The 15339-nt window shown below is 61.9% G+C and carries 12 protein-coding genes and 1 pseudogene; 9 read left to right on the top strand and 4 right to left on the bottom strand.

The window, feature by feature from the left end:
• The first annotated feature begins 1 nt into the window (after position 1).
• From WN982_RS33465 to WN982_RS33455, 3 genes are all read left to right on the top strand, one after another.
• The gene (locus tag WN982_RS33465; RefSeq protein ID WP_341316301.1) at positions 2-478 is read left to right on the top strand and encodes a DoxX family protein; all 477 of its coding nucleotides are present in this window, start codon (positions 2-4) and stop codon (positions 476-478) included.
• 127 nt (positions 479-605) lie between these two features.
• The gene (locus WN982_RS33460; protein ID WP_341316300.1) at positions 606-1274 is read left to right on the top strand and encodes a YoaK family protein; all 669 of its coding nucleotides are present in this window, start codon (positions 606-608) and stop codon (positions 1272-1274) included.
• An 88-nt stretch (positions 1275-1362) separates the two neighbouring features.
• The gene (locus WN982_RS33455) at positions 1363-2559 is read left to right on the top strand and encodes a porin (RefSeq protein ID WP_341316299.1); all 1197 of its coding nucleotides are present in this window, start codon (positions 1363-1365) and stop codon (positions 2557-2559) included.
• Positions 2560-3017: 458 nt separating this feature from the next.
• On the opposite strand, the gene WN982_RS33450 is transcribed toward WN982_RS33455, so the two are convergent.
• Together WN982_RS33450 and WN982_RS33445 are read right to left on the bottom strand one after the other, a co-directional pair.
• On the bottom strand, positions 3018-3365 hold the full coding sequence (locus WN982_RS33450) for a LysR family transcriptional regulator (RefSeq protein ID WP_341316298.1): 348 nt from the start codon (positions 3363-3365) through the stop codon (positions 3018-3020).
• A gap of 513 nt (positions 3366-3878) precedes the next feature.
• Positions 3879-4877 carry an alkene reductase gene (locus WN982_RS33445; RefSeq protein WP_341319498.1) on the bottom strand — a complete coding sequence of 333 codons (999 nt, stop codon included), beginning with the start codon at positions 4875-4877 and terminating at the stop codon, positions 3879-3881.
• A gap of 179 nt (positions 4878-5056) precedes the next feature.
• Between WN982_RS33445 and WN982_RS33440 the strand changes: the two genes are divergently transcribed.
• The 3 genes from WN982_RS33440 (at position 5057) to WN982_RS33430 (ending at position 10884) form a co-directional block, all read left to right on the top strand.
• Entirely contained in the window at positions 5057-5968 is a 912-nt protein-coding gene (locus WN982_RS33440) for a LysR family transcriptional regulator (protein WP_341316297.1), read from the top strand.
• 432 nt (positions 5969-6400) lie between these two features.
• Positions 6401-8053 (top strand): methyl-accepting chemotaxis protein, encoded by a 1653-nt coding sequence (locus tag WN982_RS33435; RefSeq protein WP_341316296.1) that lies wholly within the window; start codon positions 6401-6403, stop codon positions 8051-8053.
• A 230-nt stretch (positions 8054-8283) separates the two neighbouring features.
• Positions 8284-10884 (top strand): 2-oxoglutarate dehydrogenase E1 component, encoded by a 2601-nt coding sequence (locus tag WN982_RS33430; RefSeq protein WP_341316295.1) that lies wholly within the window; start codon positions 8284-8286, stop codon positions 10882-10884.
• A gap of 253 nt (positions 10885-11137) precedes the next feature.
• On the opposite strand, the gene WN982_RS33425 is transcribed toward WN982_RS33430, so the two are convergent.
• Both WN982_RS33425 and WN982_RS33420 read right to left on the bottom strand, forming a co-directional pair.
• Entirely contained in the window at positions 11138-11584 is a 447-nt protein-coding gene (locus WN982_RS33425) for a hypothetical protein (protein WP_341316294.1), read from the bottom strand.
• 68 nt (positions 11585-11652) lie between these two features.
• Positions 11653-11754 (bottom strand): annotated as a pseudogene (locus tag WN982_RS33420) (cytochrome BD ubiquinol oxidase subunit II); the annotation flags it as partial.
• Positions 11755-12178: 424 nt separating this feature from the next.
• Here WN982_RS33420 and WN982_RS33415 point away from each other — a divergent pair.
• From WN982_RS33415 to mdtN, 3 genes are all read left to right on the top strand, one after another.
• Positions 12179-13891 (top strand): thiamine pyrophosphate-dependent enzyme, encoded by a 1713-nt coding sequence (locus WN982_RS33415; RefSeq protein ID WP_341316293.1) that lies wholly within the window; start codon positions 12179-12181, stop codon positions 13889-13891.
• Between the two features lie 116 nt (positions 13892-14007).
• Positions 14008-14259 carry a YtcA family lipoprotein gene (locus WN982_RS33410; protein WP_341316292.1) on the top strand — a complete coding sequence of 84 codons (252 nt, stop codon included), beginning with the start codon at positions 14008-14010 and terminating at the stop codon, positions 14257-14259.
• A 21-nt stretch (positions 14260-14280) separates the two neighbouring features.
• On the top strand, positions 14281-15339 hold the full coding sequence (mdtN, locus tag WN982_RS33405) for a multidrug transporter subunit MdtN (RefSeq protein WP_341316291.1): 1059 nt from the start codon (positions 14281-14283) through the stop codon (positions 15337-15339).

Below are 15339 nucleotides of genomic sequence, written 5' to 3'. Positions count from 1 at the left end.
GATGGGGCGCGACGAAGAGGCAACGGCGCGGCGCTCCCGCTCGACGTCCGTCGAATGGACACGCTCGTCAAAGAGCGTCCTTGCGGTGAGATGGATCGCATTGCTCGGGCTTTGCTCGGCCTATCTGCAGGGCGGCCTTGTGAAGGCCCTGGATTTCAGCGGGGCGGTGGCGGAGATGGCTCATGCCGGACTTGCGCCTGCCGCACCGTTGGCCGCCGCGACCATCGTGCTGGAGTTGGCCGCGCCGATCGCGATCCTCACAGGCCGTTTTCGCTGGCTCGGAGCGCTCGCGCTGGCTGCGTTCACGCTGATGGCGACGTTCCTCGTCAACCGGTTCTGGGAAATGGCGCCGCCCAACCGCACGCCGACAGCTAATGCGTTCTTCGAACACCTCGGTCTCGTGGGCGGATTTCTGCTGGTCGCCTGGCACGACTTCGCCGATAAGCGTGTCCGTCGGCCGGATGCCCGGCAAGACTGATGATCATTCTCAGCGGATTGCGCTCAATGCGAATTTGATCCATCTTTCTCGAGGCTTGCGGAGAAGCTGTTCGCATGCAATGCTCGCGGCGATTGCAAAACGAATGCAGATCATGAAGGATCGCGCGATGAGGCGGAATTTACCGACGTTGCTGAGCTTCAATGGCGGCTATGTCGACACGGCTGGCTTTCTCGCGCTGCACGGCTTGTTTACGGCGCACGTTACCGGAAACTTCGTCACGTTGGGGGCAACGGTCGTTTTCGGCACGACGGGCGCTGTCGCGAAGCTGCTGGCGTTGCCGGTGTTTTGCCTGGCGGTCATGCTGGCGGGCGCTATGAGCTATCGGCTGTCGGAGGCCGGCGCGCCGGTACTGCGCGTGATGCTCGGCGTTCAGGTGCTGTTGCTCGCGCTCGGCGCGGCGCTTGCGATCCGTCTTGGTCCGCTCACCGACGGAGACGACTGGAGGGCAGTTGCTACTGGCCTTACGCTTGTCGCCGCAATGTCGATCCAGAATGCGCTCCATCGGCTCCATCTGTCGGATGCGCCGCCATCGACGCTCATGACGGGGACCGTCACCCAGTTCATGCTGCAGCTGGCCGACCGCTTCTGGAAGGTTCAGCCTGCGGCGTCCGGCGGACCGTCGCCGCTCGCGCGGATGGCGGAAAGTGTCGCGAGCTTCGCAGCAGGATGCGGTGCAGCGGCAGGCATGCTCCGGCTTGCCGGTCACTGGAGTTTTGCCGTGCCACCGGTGCTCATCGCCGTCGGGCTGTTCCTTGCCGGAAAGGAGCAAGGCTAGCGTGCAAGCGGTACCACGTTGAGGACTTTGGTTTCACGTCCTGGGTGTACGGCCGCGCCAGGGAAGAATTTGAAGACGGAGAAAATCGATGAAGAAATGCGTCGCGATCGCCACGACGGCCGCAGGTCTTGTGTCCGGCACTGTTTGCGCTCAAAGCAGCGTGATCCTCTACGGGCTCGTCGATAACGGCATCACCTATCAAAGCAGTAGCACGTCGCTCGGCTCGACGACCGGCGGTCGCTCGGCGGTGAAGATGTCGACGGGCGTCTGGCTAGGAAGCCGGTTCGGTCTGAAGGGTGCTGAGGACCTGGGCGGTGGCTTGAAGGCCGTCTTTCAGCTCGAAGCGGGCGTGAACACCAATAACGGTACCTCACAATTCAGCGGCGGCATGTTCACGCGTCAGTCGTGGGTGGGGCTGTCCGACCCGCAATACGGCGTGCTGACGGCAGGCCGCCAGTACACGGCGTACTACACGCTGCTGTCGCCGTACACGCCGAACAACTGGCTGACCGGCTACTTCGGCGCACACCCTGGCGACATCGACGCGCTCGACGTCGACTACCGCGCTAACAATTCGCTCGTCTACATGTCGCCGGATTTTTACGGCTTCACGGTTGGAGGCTCGTACGCGTTTGGTGGCGTGCCGGGCAGCCTGAACGACGGCTCGACCTGGAGCGCGGGCGTCCGGTATGTCCACGGTCCCTATGGCGTCGCTGCCGGCTTCCAGCGTGTGAATAACTCGACGCCGGGCGGCGGTGCCTGGGGTGCGGAATCCACGCTGTCGAACGGCGGCGCCCAGACAGCCGTGTCGGCGATCAACAACGGGTATAAGACGGCGCAAGCGCAGCAGCGCGCGGCTGTGACGGCGGGCTACCTCACATCCGAGTGGGACGTCACAGCATCGTACTCGAACGTGCAGTACATCCCGGGCGCCGGCTCGACATTCCGCAACGAGGCGACATTCAACACGGCAGGCGCCGTGCTTCGATGGAAGCCTGCGGGCCGGTGGGCCCTCGCGGGTGGCTACAGCTACACACGCGCAACCCGGTCGAACGGCATCACGAGCGCAGCGCAGTACCACCAGTTTACGCTGTCACAGTTCTACAACCTGTCGAAGCGCACGGGCCTCTACGCAGTCGAGGCTTACCAGCGCGCAAACGGCATGACGCTCAATGGCGGGGAGATCATCGACGCAACGGCATCGATCGGCAACGGTTTCAACAACTCGCCGTCGTCATCGCGTAGCCAGTTTGGTGCGGGCATCGGCCTGATCCATAACTTCTGATCATCGAGTGAGGCCGAGCCTTCGGCGATCAACGTTTATTGGCCTCCACTCTACGCCATGAGTTCGGCTCATTGGCGCGTGCACGTCAGTCAACACGTGGCAGAAAATGCCTGCCGTTGCGCTTGCTGCAGAGCGAGCCATGGTGGTCGCAGGATCTCGCGGGAGAACGATTAGTTAACGGAGTGCCGGCACCGGGCCGCGATCACGCGGCGGGGTAATCGGCCGCTATTCGCTGGCAAACGGCCTTTCATTGCACTGCGGTCGCCGTCGCTTGCGGGTCGACTACGGAAGTTCGATGCAGGCCCGAGTTAGCCGGTTACGGTTCGATTCTGAACTTCCGGGTTCGGCAAGCAGCGGAAGTTGGCCGTAGGACCGTTCTCCGGCCACGAGTGGTCTTTCGACCGAAGGCGAGGATAGTCACTCAAATGTCGCTACGGCTCGAATAGCGGACTTTCAGGTCAGGGGGCAACCGCGCTCGTTTCCCGATAAGCGGTTGGAGTGATACCGCACTCTGCCTCGATATTATCGAGTGCCTTTTGCGCCGCCAGTACGGCCTTGTAGACGGCGAGGCAGCGTATGTATAGCTGCTCGCCCGCGTGCGTCACATCCACGCGTCGGGTCGTTCTCCTGAGAAGTTGCGCCCCAAGTTCCTGTTCCAGGTCGGCGACGACACGACTCAACGTCGACTTGCTTACGCGAATTTCCTTCGCGGCTTCGCTGAAGCTTCCGTGCCTGACTACGCACGCGAAGTACACAAACCGGTTTGCCTCGATCATGGACGAGTGACTGCCTGTCTGTCGTGTCACGGTATATCGCCTGTCGATCCGGAGTTAGCGCTTTAGCGCTTACTCCGGTCCCATGCAACGCTGTCGATCCGGAGTTAGCGCTTTAGCGCTTACTCCGGTCCCATGCAACGCTGTCGATCCGGAGTTAGCGCTTTAGCGCTTACTCCGGTCCCATGCAACGCTGTCGATCCGGAGTTAGCGCTTTAGCGCTTACTCCGGTCCCATGCAACGCTGTCGATCCGGAGTTAGCGCTTTAGCGCTTACTCCGGTCCCATGCAACGCGGTCGATCCGGAGCTAGCGCTTTAGCGCTTACTCCGGTCCCATGCAACGCGGTCGATCCGGAGCTAGCGCTTTAGCGCTTACTCCGGTCCCATGCAACGCTGTCGATCCGGAGCTAGCGCTTTAGCGCTTACGCCGGTCCCATGCAACGCTGTCGATCAAGACGACCAGCGCGAGCCGCATTGTGCCGATGATGCGAAGCGGGCTCGCGGCCGGCGGTATTGGCATGGCGCGTTCCCTCAGGCTTCTCCGGCTCAGGCCAGCGCCGGATAGTCGATATAGCCCTGGCCGTCGCCGCCGAAGAAGGCATTGGGGTTCGCCTCGTTCATCGCTGCACCGGTCTTCAGGCGCACGACGAAATCCGGGTTGGCCAGCACCATCTGGCCATAGGCTTCCAGATCGGCGAGCCCCGAGGCAACATCGGCTCCAATCTCGTCACGGGGGCGGCCCGGCCGGTTCAGGATCAGCGTGCCCGTCCAGCGCTTGCGAATGTCGGCCAGCAGCGGTTCGTTGCCCCGGTGCGCAACGTGCAGGTATGCCAGACCGAGCTTATCCAGCGCACCCATCAGATAGCGGTAGAGCGCTGGTCCTTCGGCGCCTTCGTCGATGCCCCACATCGTCATGCCGGGGGAGAGGCGAATGGCCGTCCTGTCAGCTCCGATTTCCTCGGCAATCGCAGTGGCCACCTCGATGGCGAAGCGGGCGCGGTTTTCGATCGGGCCGCCGTATTCGTCGGGGCGCGTATTGGCGTTTGGTGCGAAGAACTGCTGGATCAGGTAGGCATTAGCACCGTGGATCTCGACGCCATCGGCGCCGGCCTCGATTGCGCGGCGTGCCGCGAAGCGGAAGTCGGCCACCGTCTGGCGCACCTCCTCGGTCGTTAGCGCACGCGGTGCGGGAATGTCCTGCATCCCCTTGGCCGTGAACATCGGCACACCGGGCGCGATGGCCGAAGGCGCGACGCCCGGGCGTCGATGCGGCGTGTTGTCCGGGTGCGACATGCGCCCAGCGTGCATGAGCTGGATGAAGAGGTGGCCACCGCGGTCACGCACGGCAGAGGCGACCTTCTTCCAGCCGGCGACATGCGCGTCGGAATAGATGCCCGGGGTGGCGAGATAACCCTGCCCATCGTCCGAGGGTTGAGTTCCTTCAGTCACGATCAGGCCGACGCTCGCGCGCTGCGCGTAGTACTCGGCGGCCAACTCTCCCGGCTTACCGTCGGCCTTCGCGCGGCTGCGGGTCATCGGCGCCATGACCAGGCGGTTTTTCAGTTCCAGCCTGCCGAGGCGAACGGGCGCCAGCAAGCGTTCAAGTGCGGTTGTAGTCACGATCAACTTCCCTTTCAAAGATGTGAGAGCTACTGTACAAACTAGGGGATTGTTGAGAAAGTGGCTAAATCCGATAACTTTATCTACATGGATAGATAATCGACATGGACCAGCTCCTTGCCATTCGCGTGTTCGCCCGCGTTGTCGAAGCGGGCGCATTCACGCGTGCCGCCGGCTCGCTCGATATGCCGCTCGCCACGGTGAGCAAACTCGTGCGTTCGCTGGAGCAGCATCTCGGCGTCAAGCTGCTCCAGCGAACGACGCGACGCGTCACGGTCACGCCCGACGGTGCCGCGTACTACGAGCGCACCTCGCGCGTGCTGAAGGAGCTCGAAGACATCGACACGGGTTTCGCCAGCGCACATCAGCGTCCGCGCGGACGGCTGCGCATCGACATCGGCTCGGTGAGCGCAAGCGGCGTGTTAATCCCCGCACTGCCTGACTTCATTGCGCGATATCCCGACATACGGGTCGATCTCGGCGTGAGCGACCGGCAGGTCGATCTCATCGGCGAGAATGTGGATTGCGTCGTCCGCGGCGGCAACGCTGACGCGCTCTCGCTAGTCGCACGTCCGCTTGGCCGTGCAGCGTGGGTGACATGCGCGACGCCCGATTATCTGAAACAGCACGGCAGGCCGACGCACCCCGACCAGCTGAAAAGCGGCCATCGCATCGTGAGCTACGTTTCGGCACGGACCGGACGCGTCATGCCGATGCGTTTTCAGAAGGGCAGCGAGCGAATCGAAATCGGCGGCTTGGAAGGCATGGGTGTCAACCACGGCAACGCACATGTGGCGGCCGGGCTGGCCGGCCTCGGTGTGATTCAAACCTTCTCTTTTGCCGCGAAGGACGCGATCGCGCGTGGCGAGCTTCTGCCTGTTCTGTCGGCGTGGCAACCGGATCCATACCCCTTCTTCCTCGTGTATCCACCGGACAGGCACATGAGCCAGCGGTTGCGCGTCTTCATCGAATGGGCGACGGAGCGGTTTGCACACAAATTCGATCGGGCAACGTAGCCGCCGTCCCACCCTGGGCGCTTCGCCCCGGCTGCGGATTGTCTCGCTTCCGAAGCTTACAGCCGCCGACAAGCGAGCAGCCGCGCAACCCTTATCGCTCCTTCCAGTTCGATCTGCGCTCAGATATTCAGTATTAAGGTGAACCCTTAATTCCTCTGACAAATTGTCGTTAACCCGTTCGAGACCCTCCCAGCCGGAACGGGAAAACGATTGGCAATCAGGTTCCAGCGGCTCGAAGCTTGCCGCATCGAGCCCCTTTGCGCCGCTCAGGCTGCGCATCCGTTGCCGAAGCGTCGGCCGCCTCGCAGTGTGCGTATTGCAACGTGCCGCGATTCGCTTTCGCCTCCGCACGTGCCTTGGCCCGATCGCTGAAATCCCATTGGGGCGTCGCATTAGCGTCTGAAACACTGTGGATATAGGAGTTACGAACAAATGTGGAACGCAAACCTGAAAATCGGGGCTCGCCTCAGTTCGGCGTTCGGCCTCGTCGTGGCGCTGTTGATAGGAACGGCGGTCGTCGGCATCGAGCACCTCGACTCCAGCAACGCAAAGATGGACAGCATCGTCAGTGAGCGCTACTCGCTGATCGCCTTGAGTAACCAGATCAAGAACAACGGCTACAAGGCCAATGGCATTCTGAGCAACCTGTTGCTGGCCAGCTCCGAGGAGCAGGCGAAGAAATACATGGACGATTATGCCGTCATCAGAAAAACCAATGCCGACGCGTACGCGAGGCTCGAAAATCTGCTGAAGAGCGACGACAGCAAGGCGCTCTTCAAGGAGCAGTTCCAGGCGCGCACCGCTTACGGCAGCAGTGTCCGCAAGTTCTTCGACCTCGTGAAGGAGAACCGGCAGCAGGAAGCTCGCGAGCTCTATCTCGGCGGCCTTGCGCGTCAGCAGGACGAGTATTACGTATTGGTCGACAAGATGGTCGACTACCAGGCGGCCCAGATGCAAAGGGACGTCGTGCGAGTGGCCGACGAAGGGAACAACGCCAAGATCCAGATGGTTCTGCTATCCATCGGCGCGATATTGGCTGCGGTGGCAACAGCCTTCTTCATCACGCGAGGCATCACACGGCCGATCAACCGTGCAGTGAGCCTCGCCGAAGCAGTGGCACAAGGCGACCTGACTCATCGTCTTGAGTTCGAATCGAAAGACGAGGTCGGCAGGCTGCTGGACGCACTGAGGCACATGATCGGGAACCTGCATGGCATCGTAGTCCGGGTACGCAAGGGAACCGAAACGATCACCCATGCGTCACGCGAAGTCGCAAGCGGAAACATGGATCTGTCCAGCCGTACGGAGCAGCAGGCAAGCGCCCTCGAGCAAACGGCGGCCGCCATGGAGCAACTCACGTCCACAGTCAGACAGAACGCGGACAACGCGCTCGAGGCAAACCGGGTTGCATCGAACGCGTCCGTCATTGCGGCAAAGGGCGGGGAGGCCGTCAACCGCGTGGTGGACACGATGAGCGCGATCAACGACTCGTCGCGCAAGATCGTCGACATCATCGGCGTAATCGAGGGCATTGCGTTCCAGACCAACATCCTCGCGCTGAACGCAGCTGTGGAGGCCGCGCGCGCCGGCGAACACGGCCGGGGCTTCGCCGTGGTGGCGGCGGAAGTACGCAGCCTCGCCCAGCGCAGTGCGGTGGCTGCGAAAGAAATCAAGGCGCTCATCGACGACTCGGTCGGCCACGTCGACAACGGCAGCAAGATCGTCGAGGAAGCCGGGCAGATCATTCGCGAAGTCGTGAGCAGCATCTCGCAGGTAACGGCAATCGTCGGGGAGATGAGTTCGTCCAGTCGGGAACAGAGCGACGGCATCGAGCAGATCAGCCGTGCAGTCACACAGATGGACCAGGTTACACAGGAAAATGCGGCACTGGTCGAAGAAAGCGCCGCTGCAGCGCAGGCCTTGCGCGAGCAGGCTGCCCAGCTCACCGAAATGGTCGCTGAGTTCACCCTGGACGAGGCGGTGTCTCGCGATCTGCGTCTGCAATCGCCCGCGGTACGCGCGAGCGACCCGCGTCACATGGTCGACGGCCGCTACTGCTCGGCAGGTGAAAGCGGCTGTCCCTGAAGCACATAGGCATAAAGGACGGAGACACGAGCCGGTTCGGCAAAGCGGCTCGATGAAAGAAGCAATGGAACGCGACTGAAGGTGTGCGCAACTCGCGTTCCGGGCCAACTCGCCGCCTGCTCGACGGCGCCCGTCCTGCTGCATCAGCCTGGGCACTACCTGGACGAGGGGCTATCGGGGAGTGGGCGGCGAGATCCGACTAACGGTTTCTCTCGATACGCCTAAACAACATGTCCAACGATTATTCCGCGCATGTCGCCGTCCCGCAGCATTCTTCCGGCATCTCCACGCAGCAGACTCCGGCCGATGTGCCGACAGTCTCCTCGTTGCAGATCACCCGCTTCGTCGAGGCGCATCGGCGCGACGGCTACCGGATCGCGTGTCTCGATCCGCTTGCGCTCGCACCGCGCGTCGCGATGCCCGAACTCTCGCCGCAATTCTACGGGCTCGATGTGGCCCAGATGCGCCCAACCGATCAGGCGGGATTTCCCTTCGCGTCCACCGTGGCTGAGCTGGAGCAGCAACTCAAACGCGTCTACTGTGGCGCGCTCGGACTCGACTGCAGCGGTATGCGCAGCGAGTCGCGCCGGCGATGGCTCTTCAACCGCATGGAGTCCGAGCTCGTATGTCCCGCGCCGACGCCGCAACAGCGCGACGCGGTACTGGGCCGCCTGCTGGCAGCGGAAATGTGGGAACGCCTTGTGGTTTCTCGCCACGAACATGCAAAGCGCTTTTCTCTGGAAGGATGCGACAGCCTCGTACCGCTGCTGGACGCGTTGATCGACAGCGCGGCCATCGACGGTGTGCAGCAGATCTTTCTGGGCATGCCTCACCGCGGACGTCTCAACGCGCTCGTCAATGTGATGGACTTCCCCGCTGCGAAGATGTTGGCCTGCCTGGACCACGAATCCGACATTGCCGCCGTGCAGACCGATCTGCCCTACCACCTGGGCGGCACGGCGCGCAAGCAGACCCAGCATGGCGAAGTCGCGCTGTGGCTGGCACATAACCCGTCGCATCTGCAGAGCGTGTACCCCGTCGTCAGCGGCATGGCACGCGCATGGCAGGATGAACACCCGGATGCGGCTTGCGTGCCGATCGTCGTTCACGGCGACGCCGCATTTGCCGGTCAGGGCATCGTCATGGAGACGCTGAACCTGACTCGCAAGAGCGGCTACACGCTGGGCGGCACCATTCATGTCATCGTCAACAATCAGATTGGCTTCACGACGCCCAATCTCATGGATGTGTGCGAGAACACGTATTGCACAGACATCGCGCGCATGATCGACGCGCCCGTCATTCACGTCAATGCCGACCACCCGGACGATGTCATTCGCGCCGCTCGGATCGCGTTCGACTACCGGATGAAACACGAAGCCGACGTTGTCATCGACCTGATCGGTTACCGGCGCCTCGGACACTCGGAGCACGACATTCCGGCCCTCACGCAGCCGCGGGTGCAGACAGCCGTCGCGGTCCACCCCACGGTAACGGAGCTCTATCACGCAGCAATCGGCGCCGCTGAGCCACTCGCTGATTTGCGTGCCAACGCGCTGCGGACCTTGCAGGCGCAACCGGTCGATGCGAATGCTCCTGTTCGCGCGCCAGGTACGCCTGAGAACGCTGCAACGACACCGTTCCATCCGATATCGGCAGAGCGAATCCGATCGTTGACGGCAGCGGCGACCCGCGTGCCGGACGGCTTCCGTCTGCATGAATTCGTCGGCAACCTCATCGCAAGGTGGCAGGCGACGGCGACCAGCCCACGTCATGCCGCGGACTGGTGCTTTGCCGAAAACATCGCTTACGCGTCGCTGCTGGAAGAGGGGCACAGCATTCGTCTTTCGGGCATGGACGTGGGGCGCGGCACGTTCATGCACCGGCATGCGGTCTTGCACGCACAGGAGGTTCACCCTGCCGTCGGCGGCGTTCATATCCCGCTCAGACATATCGCCGCGCATCAGGGCGTGTTCGATATCGTCAATTCACCCCTTACGGAAGAAGCCGCACTTGGCTTCGAATATGGGTACAGCGTTCAGACGAAGAAGCGGCTGACGATCTGGGAGGCGCAGTTCGGCGATTTCGTGAACGGGGCACAAGTCATCATCGACCAGTACATTGCGTCTGGCGAATACAAGTGGGGCTATCAGTCTGCGTTGACTGTCCTGTTGCCGCATGGTCACGAAGGCGTTGGCCCGGAACATTCGAACGGTTACCTGGGACGCTTCCTTCAACTGTGCGCCGACGACAACCTGCGCGTCGTCGTTCCGTCCACGTCGGCGCAATGGTTCCACCTGTTGCGCGAGCAGGCGATGGCGGCTCGACCCAAGCCGCTCGTCGTCATGTCGCCGAAGTCGCAGCTTTACGGCAACCCCGCCTCGCATTCGCCGCTGGAGGCGTTCATCGACGGTTCGTTCGAGCCAGTCCAGTCAGATCCGGGCATCGCAGATCGGCGTGCCGTTACCCGGGTCGTTCTCTGTAGCGGCAAGCTCTTTTACGACCTGCAGCGGACACGCGACGAATCGCGAGATGCATCGGTAGCACTGGTTCGCGTCGAACAGCTGTATCCGTTTCCGCATGACGCGCTGGCGGCTGTGCTTGGCACGTTCGAGAACCTGGCCGAAGTGGTGTGGGCACAGGAGGAGGACAAGAACCAGGGCGCGTGGCGCTTCGTGCGCGAGGCGCTCGAACAGGTGCTGCCGCCGGGCTGCCGCTTGCGCGATGTATGCCGGGCCTCCACCGCATCGGGTGCGCATTCGTCGATCAGAGCGCATCGGCATGAACAATGCCGTCTGGTGGCGGCGGCGTTGTCTTGCAAGGCTTGCTGAAAGCAGTCACGAAGAGTTTGGCTCTGGAACGCCGGCACTACTTCCTCGCCGGCGCTCCGGTCCCGTTAACACTTCCATCACTTCTTGCTTGTTGTTAGTCAAAAACACAGTCGTATGCCGACCCGCTATTTTAAGTGGGAGACTGTGTCCGGCGATTCAAGGGGCCGCTCCACCAGGCTTCCAGCCTGACGTGGGCGCCGAAGTGGCGTAGCAGGCAGAAAGCCTTGCACCGTGACGGATACGACGCCGCGCGTCAAGCTGCGCTGCAGACCACCGCGGTCAGCAACAACGGAATCACCGTGCGCACGGCAGCGTTGCTGCCTGCCTCGCGCAAGCGCGATTCGACCGCCTCGCTGGGAGCGGACAGAACCGCGCCGTACAGCGGGCCCATGAGCGCCTGGCCGGGGCCTTTCCTGAACAATCCGTCGTCCTGCTCGTACCCGATAACGGCGTAGACACGAAAGCCGAAGGCGGTTATGTCGCTGCCGTGCGCTGGCCGAAACGCGTTGACCGAATTCGCCTCGACGTGCATCGGATGCGGGTCGATGTACTGGCTGTTGATGAGCTGCCCAATGAACGCGTGCGGACGCGCCCTGCAGTCGAATTGCGCATCAAGCGCGTACGCGTGCACCACGACGGGGCAGAAGCCTGCGCCTGACACGAGCAGCACAGCGAGTGCTTTTAGAAGACGGGTTGCCATGCCGATTCCTTTCAGACGCGATTGAAGTGAGGAACGCATATCGGAACGACGCTGAAGCACAGCGCCGGCTACTCTCCCGCGCGGGCGTTGCCGATCACCTTACCGCGGAAAATCGAGTACTGGTAGAGGTTGTAGCCGATCATCACCGGGAACACGAGGCCGATCCCGATATCAGGCGGGGCGCTCCGATAGCGCGTGATCGGGGAAGCGAGGCCGCTCGGGATAATGCACGTACAGCACTTTCGCCATCGTTTCTCTCCTTGAGCATAGTTCGTCCAGAGAACGGGAACGCGTATGGCAAAGCTTAGGTCTGCTGCTGTTCACGGACTTGCGCGATCGCACGGAAATTGTGCAATTGCATGCTGATGCGCGCATCGCTTGAAGGGCACGCGATGCGGACCAGGGAAGCGATTTCGACGGGCCTTCGGCGGCGAAGAATCATCGTGCGAAACGGAACGTTGCCGTTCATATCAGCAAACAGCAAAGCCGCACAAGTGTCACGCTACGTACTGGAGCAGCTCGATGCGCGAACCTGAATCCGTCGCGTATCCCACAGGGCATTCATCTCCATCACTTCACGTTTCGGAGACGTACATGGGCAAGAAAGTCGCGGAAATTATTGTGGAAGTCCTCGAACAAGCTGGCGTAAAGCGCTGCTACGGCATCGTGGGCGACACGCTAAATCTGTTTGCTGAGAATCTGGAGCGCAGCTCCATTGAGTGGGTCAGCGTTCGCCACGAAGAAGCGGGTGCCTTTGCGGCGGGCACGGAGGCGTTGTACACGAATAATCTCGCGGCGTGTGCGGGTAGCTGCGGTCCCGGCAGCTTGCACTTCATCAACGGATTGTATGAAGCCAATCGTAATCGCGCCCCTGTCGTCCTGATCGCAAGTCAGGTGGCGATGAGTGAGATGGGTTTTGAGTTCATCCAGGAGGTGGACTTCAAGTCCGTTTTCAAGGAATGCTCGGTCTTCTGCGAAATGATCCTGACGCCCGAACAGGCCAGGAAAAAAGTGGTGATGGCTTGCCAGACCGCATTGGCCAGGCGAGGTGTCGCCGTGCTGATCGTGCCGGTCGACGTATCCCACGGCGAAGTGCATGAAGACTTCCCTTACCGCGTTCACCACAGTCGCCCAACGATCCGCCCTGGCGATGTAGAGATCGAAGCGATTGCGCAGATCCTCAACTCCGGCGAAAAAATTGCTATTTATGCAGGTTCGGGTTGCGAAGGCGCGCTCGACGAAATTGTGGCGGTTGCCGATCGGCTTAAGGCACCCGTCGCTCACACGTCTCGCGCAAAATGTTTCCTCGAGCCGAACAACCCCTACAACATCGGTATGACGGGCATCCTCGGCAACGAGGCCGGCTATAACGCCGTGCTCGAATGCGACACCCTGTTGCTGCTGGGCGCCGACTTCGCGTGGCGTCAGTTCTATCCCGACCAGGCCAGGATTGTTCAGATCGACATCGACCCGACCCATCTGGGGCGGCGCCATCACGTCACCCTTGGTGCGGTTGGCGACATTCAGTCCACGCTGCAGGCGTTGCTGCCGCACCTGGAAGGCAACGCCGACGCCTCGTTCCAGGAAAAATACGTCAAGCGCTATGCCGAGGCCGTAGCGTCGACGAAAAAGCATCTCGTGCCAGGGCACAACGACACCATCCCCGGCTCGTACCTGACCTCGGTGATCAACCAATACGCCACCGATGATGCGCTCTTTTCCGCGGACGATGGCACGCCGGTGGTGTGGGCGCTGCGCTTGCTCGAGGCCAACGGCAAACGCCAGATCTTCGGCAGCCTTCTGCACGGCACGATGGCGACCGCCCTCCCGAGCGCATTAGGATTACAAAAGGCATGTCCCGACCGTCAGGTGATAGCCATGTGCGGAGACGGTGGGCTCTCCATGCTCTTCGGCGAGCTGCTCACCACGATCCAGGAAAACGTGCCGATCAAGATTGTCGTATTCGACAACAGCAAGCTGGGCTTTGTGGAAATCGAACAGAAGTCTGAGGGCATGCTCGACACATTCACGCACCTGAAAAACCCGGACTTCGGCAAAGTGGCCGCAGCAATTGGCCTGTGGGGGAAAACGGTTCGAACCGCCTCCGAGCTTCCAACGGCCGTGCAAGAGTGGCTGTCCCAACCCGGCCCCGCGCTTCTCAATGTCGTCGTCAACCCGCTGGAACTGGTCAAACCGCCGTTCTTTGAAGCAAAGCCTGTGATCGGCATGGCGCTGTACTCCGTTCGCGCCGTACTTAACGGCCGCGGGGCGGATGTGCTGGAAATGGTGCGTGAAAACTTCCTATGATGCCTGGCTTGATCAGAAAGGGGCCGCTTCCGCGCGGTCCTTCGTCGCCCGCAGCAGGCTACGTAAGACATTGGAGCAATCACATGCGCTGCTTCAGAAAAGGATGTGCTGTGGGGATGACCGCAGTAGCCGTCGCGACCGTGATCCTGACGGCGGGCTGTGCCAGTGCGCCATCGGTCAGCGTGGTCGGCGCGTACTTTCCTGACTGGCTGTTCTGCCTTGTCGCGGGCGTGGTGCTTGCAATCGCCGTCTATCTGATTCTCGGGCGCACGCAGTACAGTGACCGCGTAGGTCCGGCGGCGGTGGTCTATCCCGCGCTCGTGACCTTCTTTGCACTCATTGTCTGGTTGATCTTCTTCCAACATTAAACCTCCTGACAGGTGGCTGAATTGACGACGCCCGCCAGCAAGACACCGAAGAAGAAATGGCCGGCCATCGTGCTGGTGTTGGTGACCGCGGCGCTGCTGATCTTCGTGATCTGGCGGCTGGACCGCGCGCCGCGCACCGACGATGCCTATGCGTACGCGGACACAATCGACGTCGTGCCGGAAGTCAACGGGCGCATCGTCGACCTTGCGGTGCACGACAATCAGGTTGTGAAGCAGGGCGATCTGCTGTTCCAGATCGATCCGCGCCCTTATGAGGATGCGCTGGCGCGAGGAAAGGCCTCCCTCGTCGCCCTCGACAAACAAATCGAGCTGACTCAGCGCAGCGTCAATGCACAGCAGTACAACGCCGAATCCGTGCGCGCGGCTGTCGAGCGCGCGCGAGCAGCCTCGAACCAGGCGACGGATACGCTGCACCGCACCGCGCCGCTATTGCCGCAGGGCTACGTGTCCGCGGAAGACGTCGACCGCGCCCGGACCGCGCAGCGGGCCGCTCAGGCCGAACTCAACGCGGCCCAGCTGCAGGCGCAGCAAGCCGCGGCGGCCGTGAGCGGCGTGGATGCGCTCGTCGCGCAGCGTGCGGTCATCCAGGCCGAGATCGCTATTGCGGAACTGAACCTTGAGTTTGCGACGGTGCGAGCGCCATTCGACGGCCGGGTCGTGTCGCTGAAAACGTCGACGGGACAATACGCTTCCGCGCTCAAGCCGGTGTTTATGCTCATCGATACCCGCCATTGGTATGTGGTGGCGAATTACCGCGAAACCGAACTGAAGGGCGTTCGGCCCGGCACGTCTGCCACCGTTTATCTGATGAGCGACACCAGCCAGCGCTTTCGCGGCACGGTCGACTCGGTGAGCTATGGCGTGGCGCCCGACGAAGGCGGCCTGGCGCTCCCTGGCGGATTGCCGCGCATCCAACGCACGCTGAACTGGGTACATGTCTCGCAGCGCTTTCCGGTCAAGATCCACGTCGAGAATCCGAACCCCGAGCTGTTCCGCGTCGGCACGTCCGCCGTTGCCGTGCTGCATCCTGGGCGCGATAACGATGCCGAACGCCACTGA

This window comes from Paraburkholderia sp. IMGN_8 (assembly GCF_038050405.1).
Lineage (GTDB): Bacteria > Pseudomonadota > Gammaproteobacteria > Burkholderiales > Burkholderiaceae > Paraburkholderia.
The sequence above is the reverse complement of the archived record's forward strand: the minus strand, read 5'-3'. Positions and strand labels throughout refer to the sequence as shown.

Coding starts and splice junctions, on each gene's coding strand:
- WN982_RS33425 (WP_341316294.1), bottom strand. CDS start 11,584: ATGGCAACCCGTCTTCTAAAAGCACTCGCTGTGCTGCTCGTGTCAGGC.
- WN982_RS33445 (WP_341319498.1), bottom strand. CDS start 4,877: ATGGCGCCGATGACCCGCAGCCGCGCGAAGGCCGACGGTAAGCCGGGA.
- WN982_RS33465 (WP_341316301.1), top strand. CDS start 2: ATGGGGCGCGACGAAGAGGCAACGGCGCGGCGCTCCCGCTCGACGTCC.
- WN982_RS33410 (WP_341316292.1), top strand. CDS start 14,008: ATGACCGCAGTAGCCGTCGCGACCGTGATCCTGACGGCGGGCTGTGCC.
- WN982_RS33440 (WP_341316297.1), top strand. CDS start 5,057: ATGGACCAGCTCCTTGCCATTCGCGTGTTCGCCCGCGTTGTCGAAGCG.
- WN982_RS33435 (WP_341316296.1), top strand. CDS start 6,401: ATGTGGAACGCAAACCTGAAAATCGGGGCTCGCCTCAGTTCGGCGTTC.
- WN982_RS33415 (WP_341316293.1), top strand. CDS start 12,179: ATGGGCAAGAAAGTCGCGGAAATTATTGTGGAAGTCCTCGAACAAGCT.
- WN982_RS33430 (WP_341316295.1), top strand. CDS start 8,284: ATGTCCAACGATTATTCCGCGCATGTCGCCGTCCCGCAGCATTCTTCC.
- WN982_RS33455 (WP_341316299.1), top strand. CDS start 1,363: ATGAAGAAATGCGTCGCGATCGCCACGACGGCCGCAGGTCTTGTGTCC.
- WN982_RS33460 (WP_341316300.1), top strand. CDS start 606: ATGAGGCGGAATTTACCGACGTTGCTGAGCTTCAATGGCGGCTATGTC.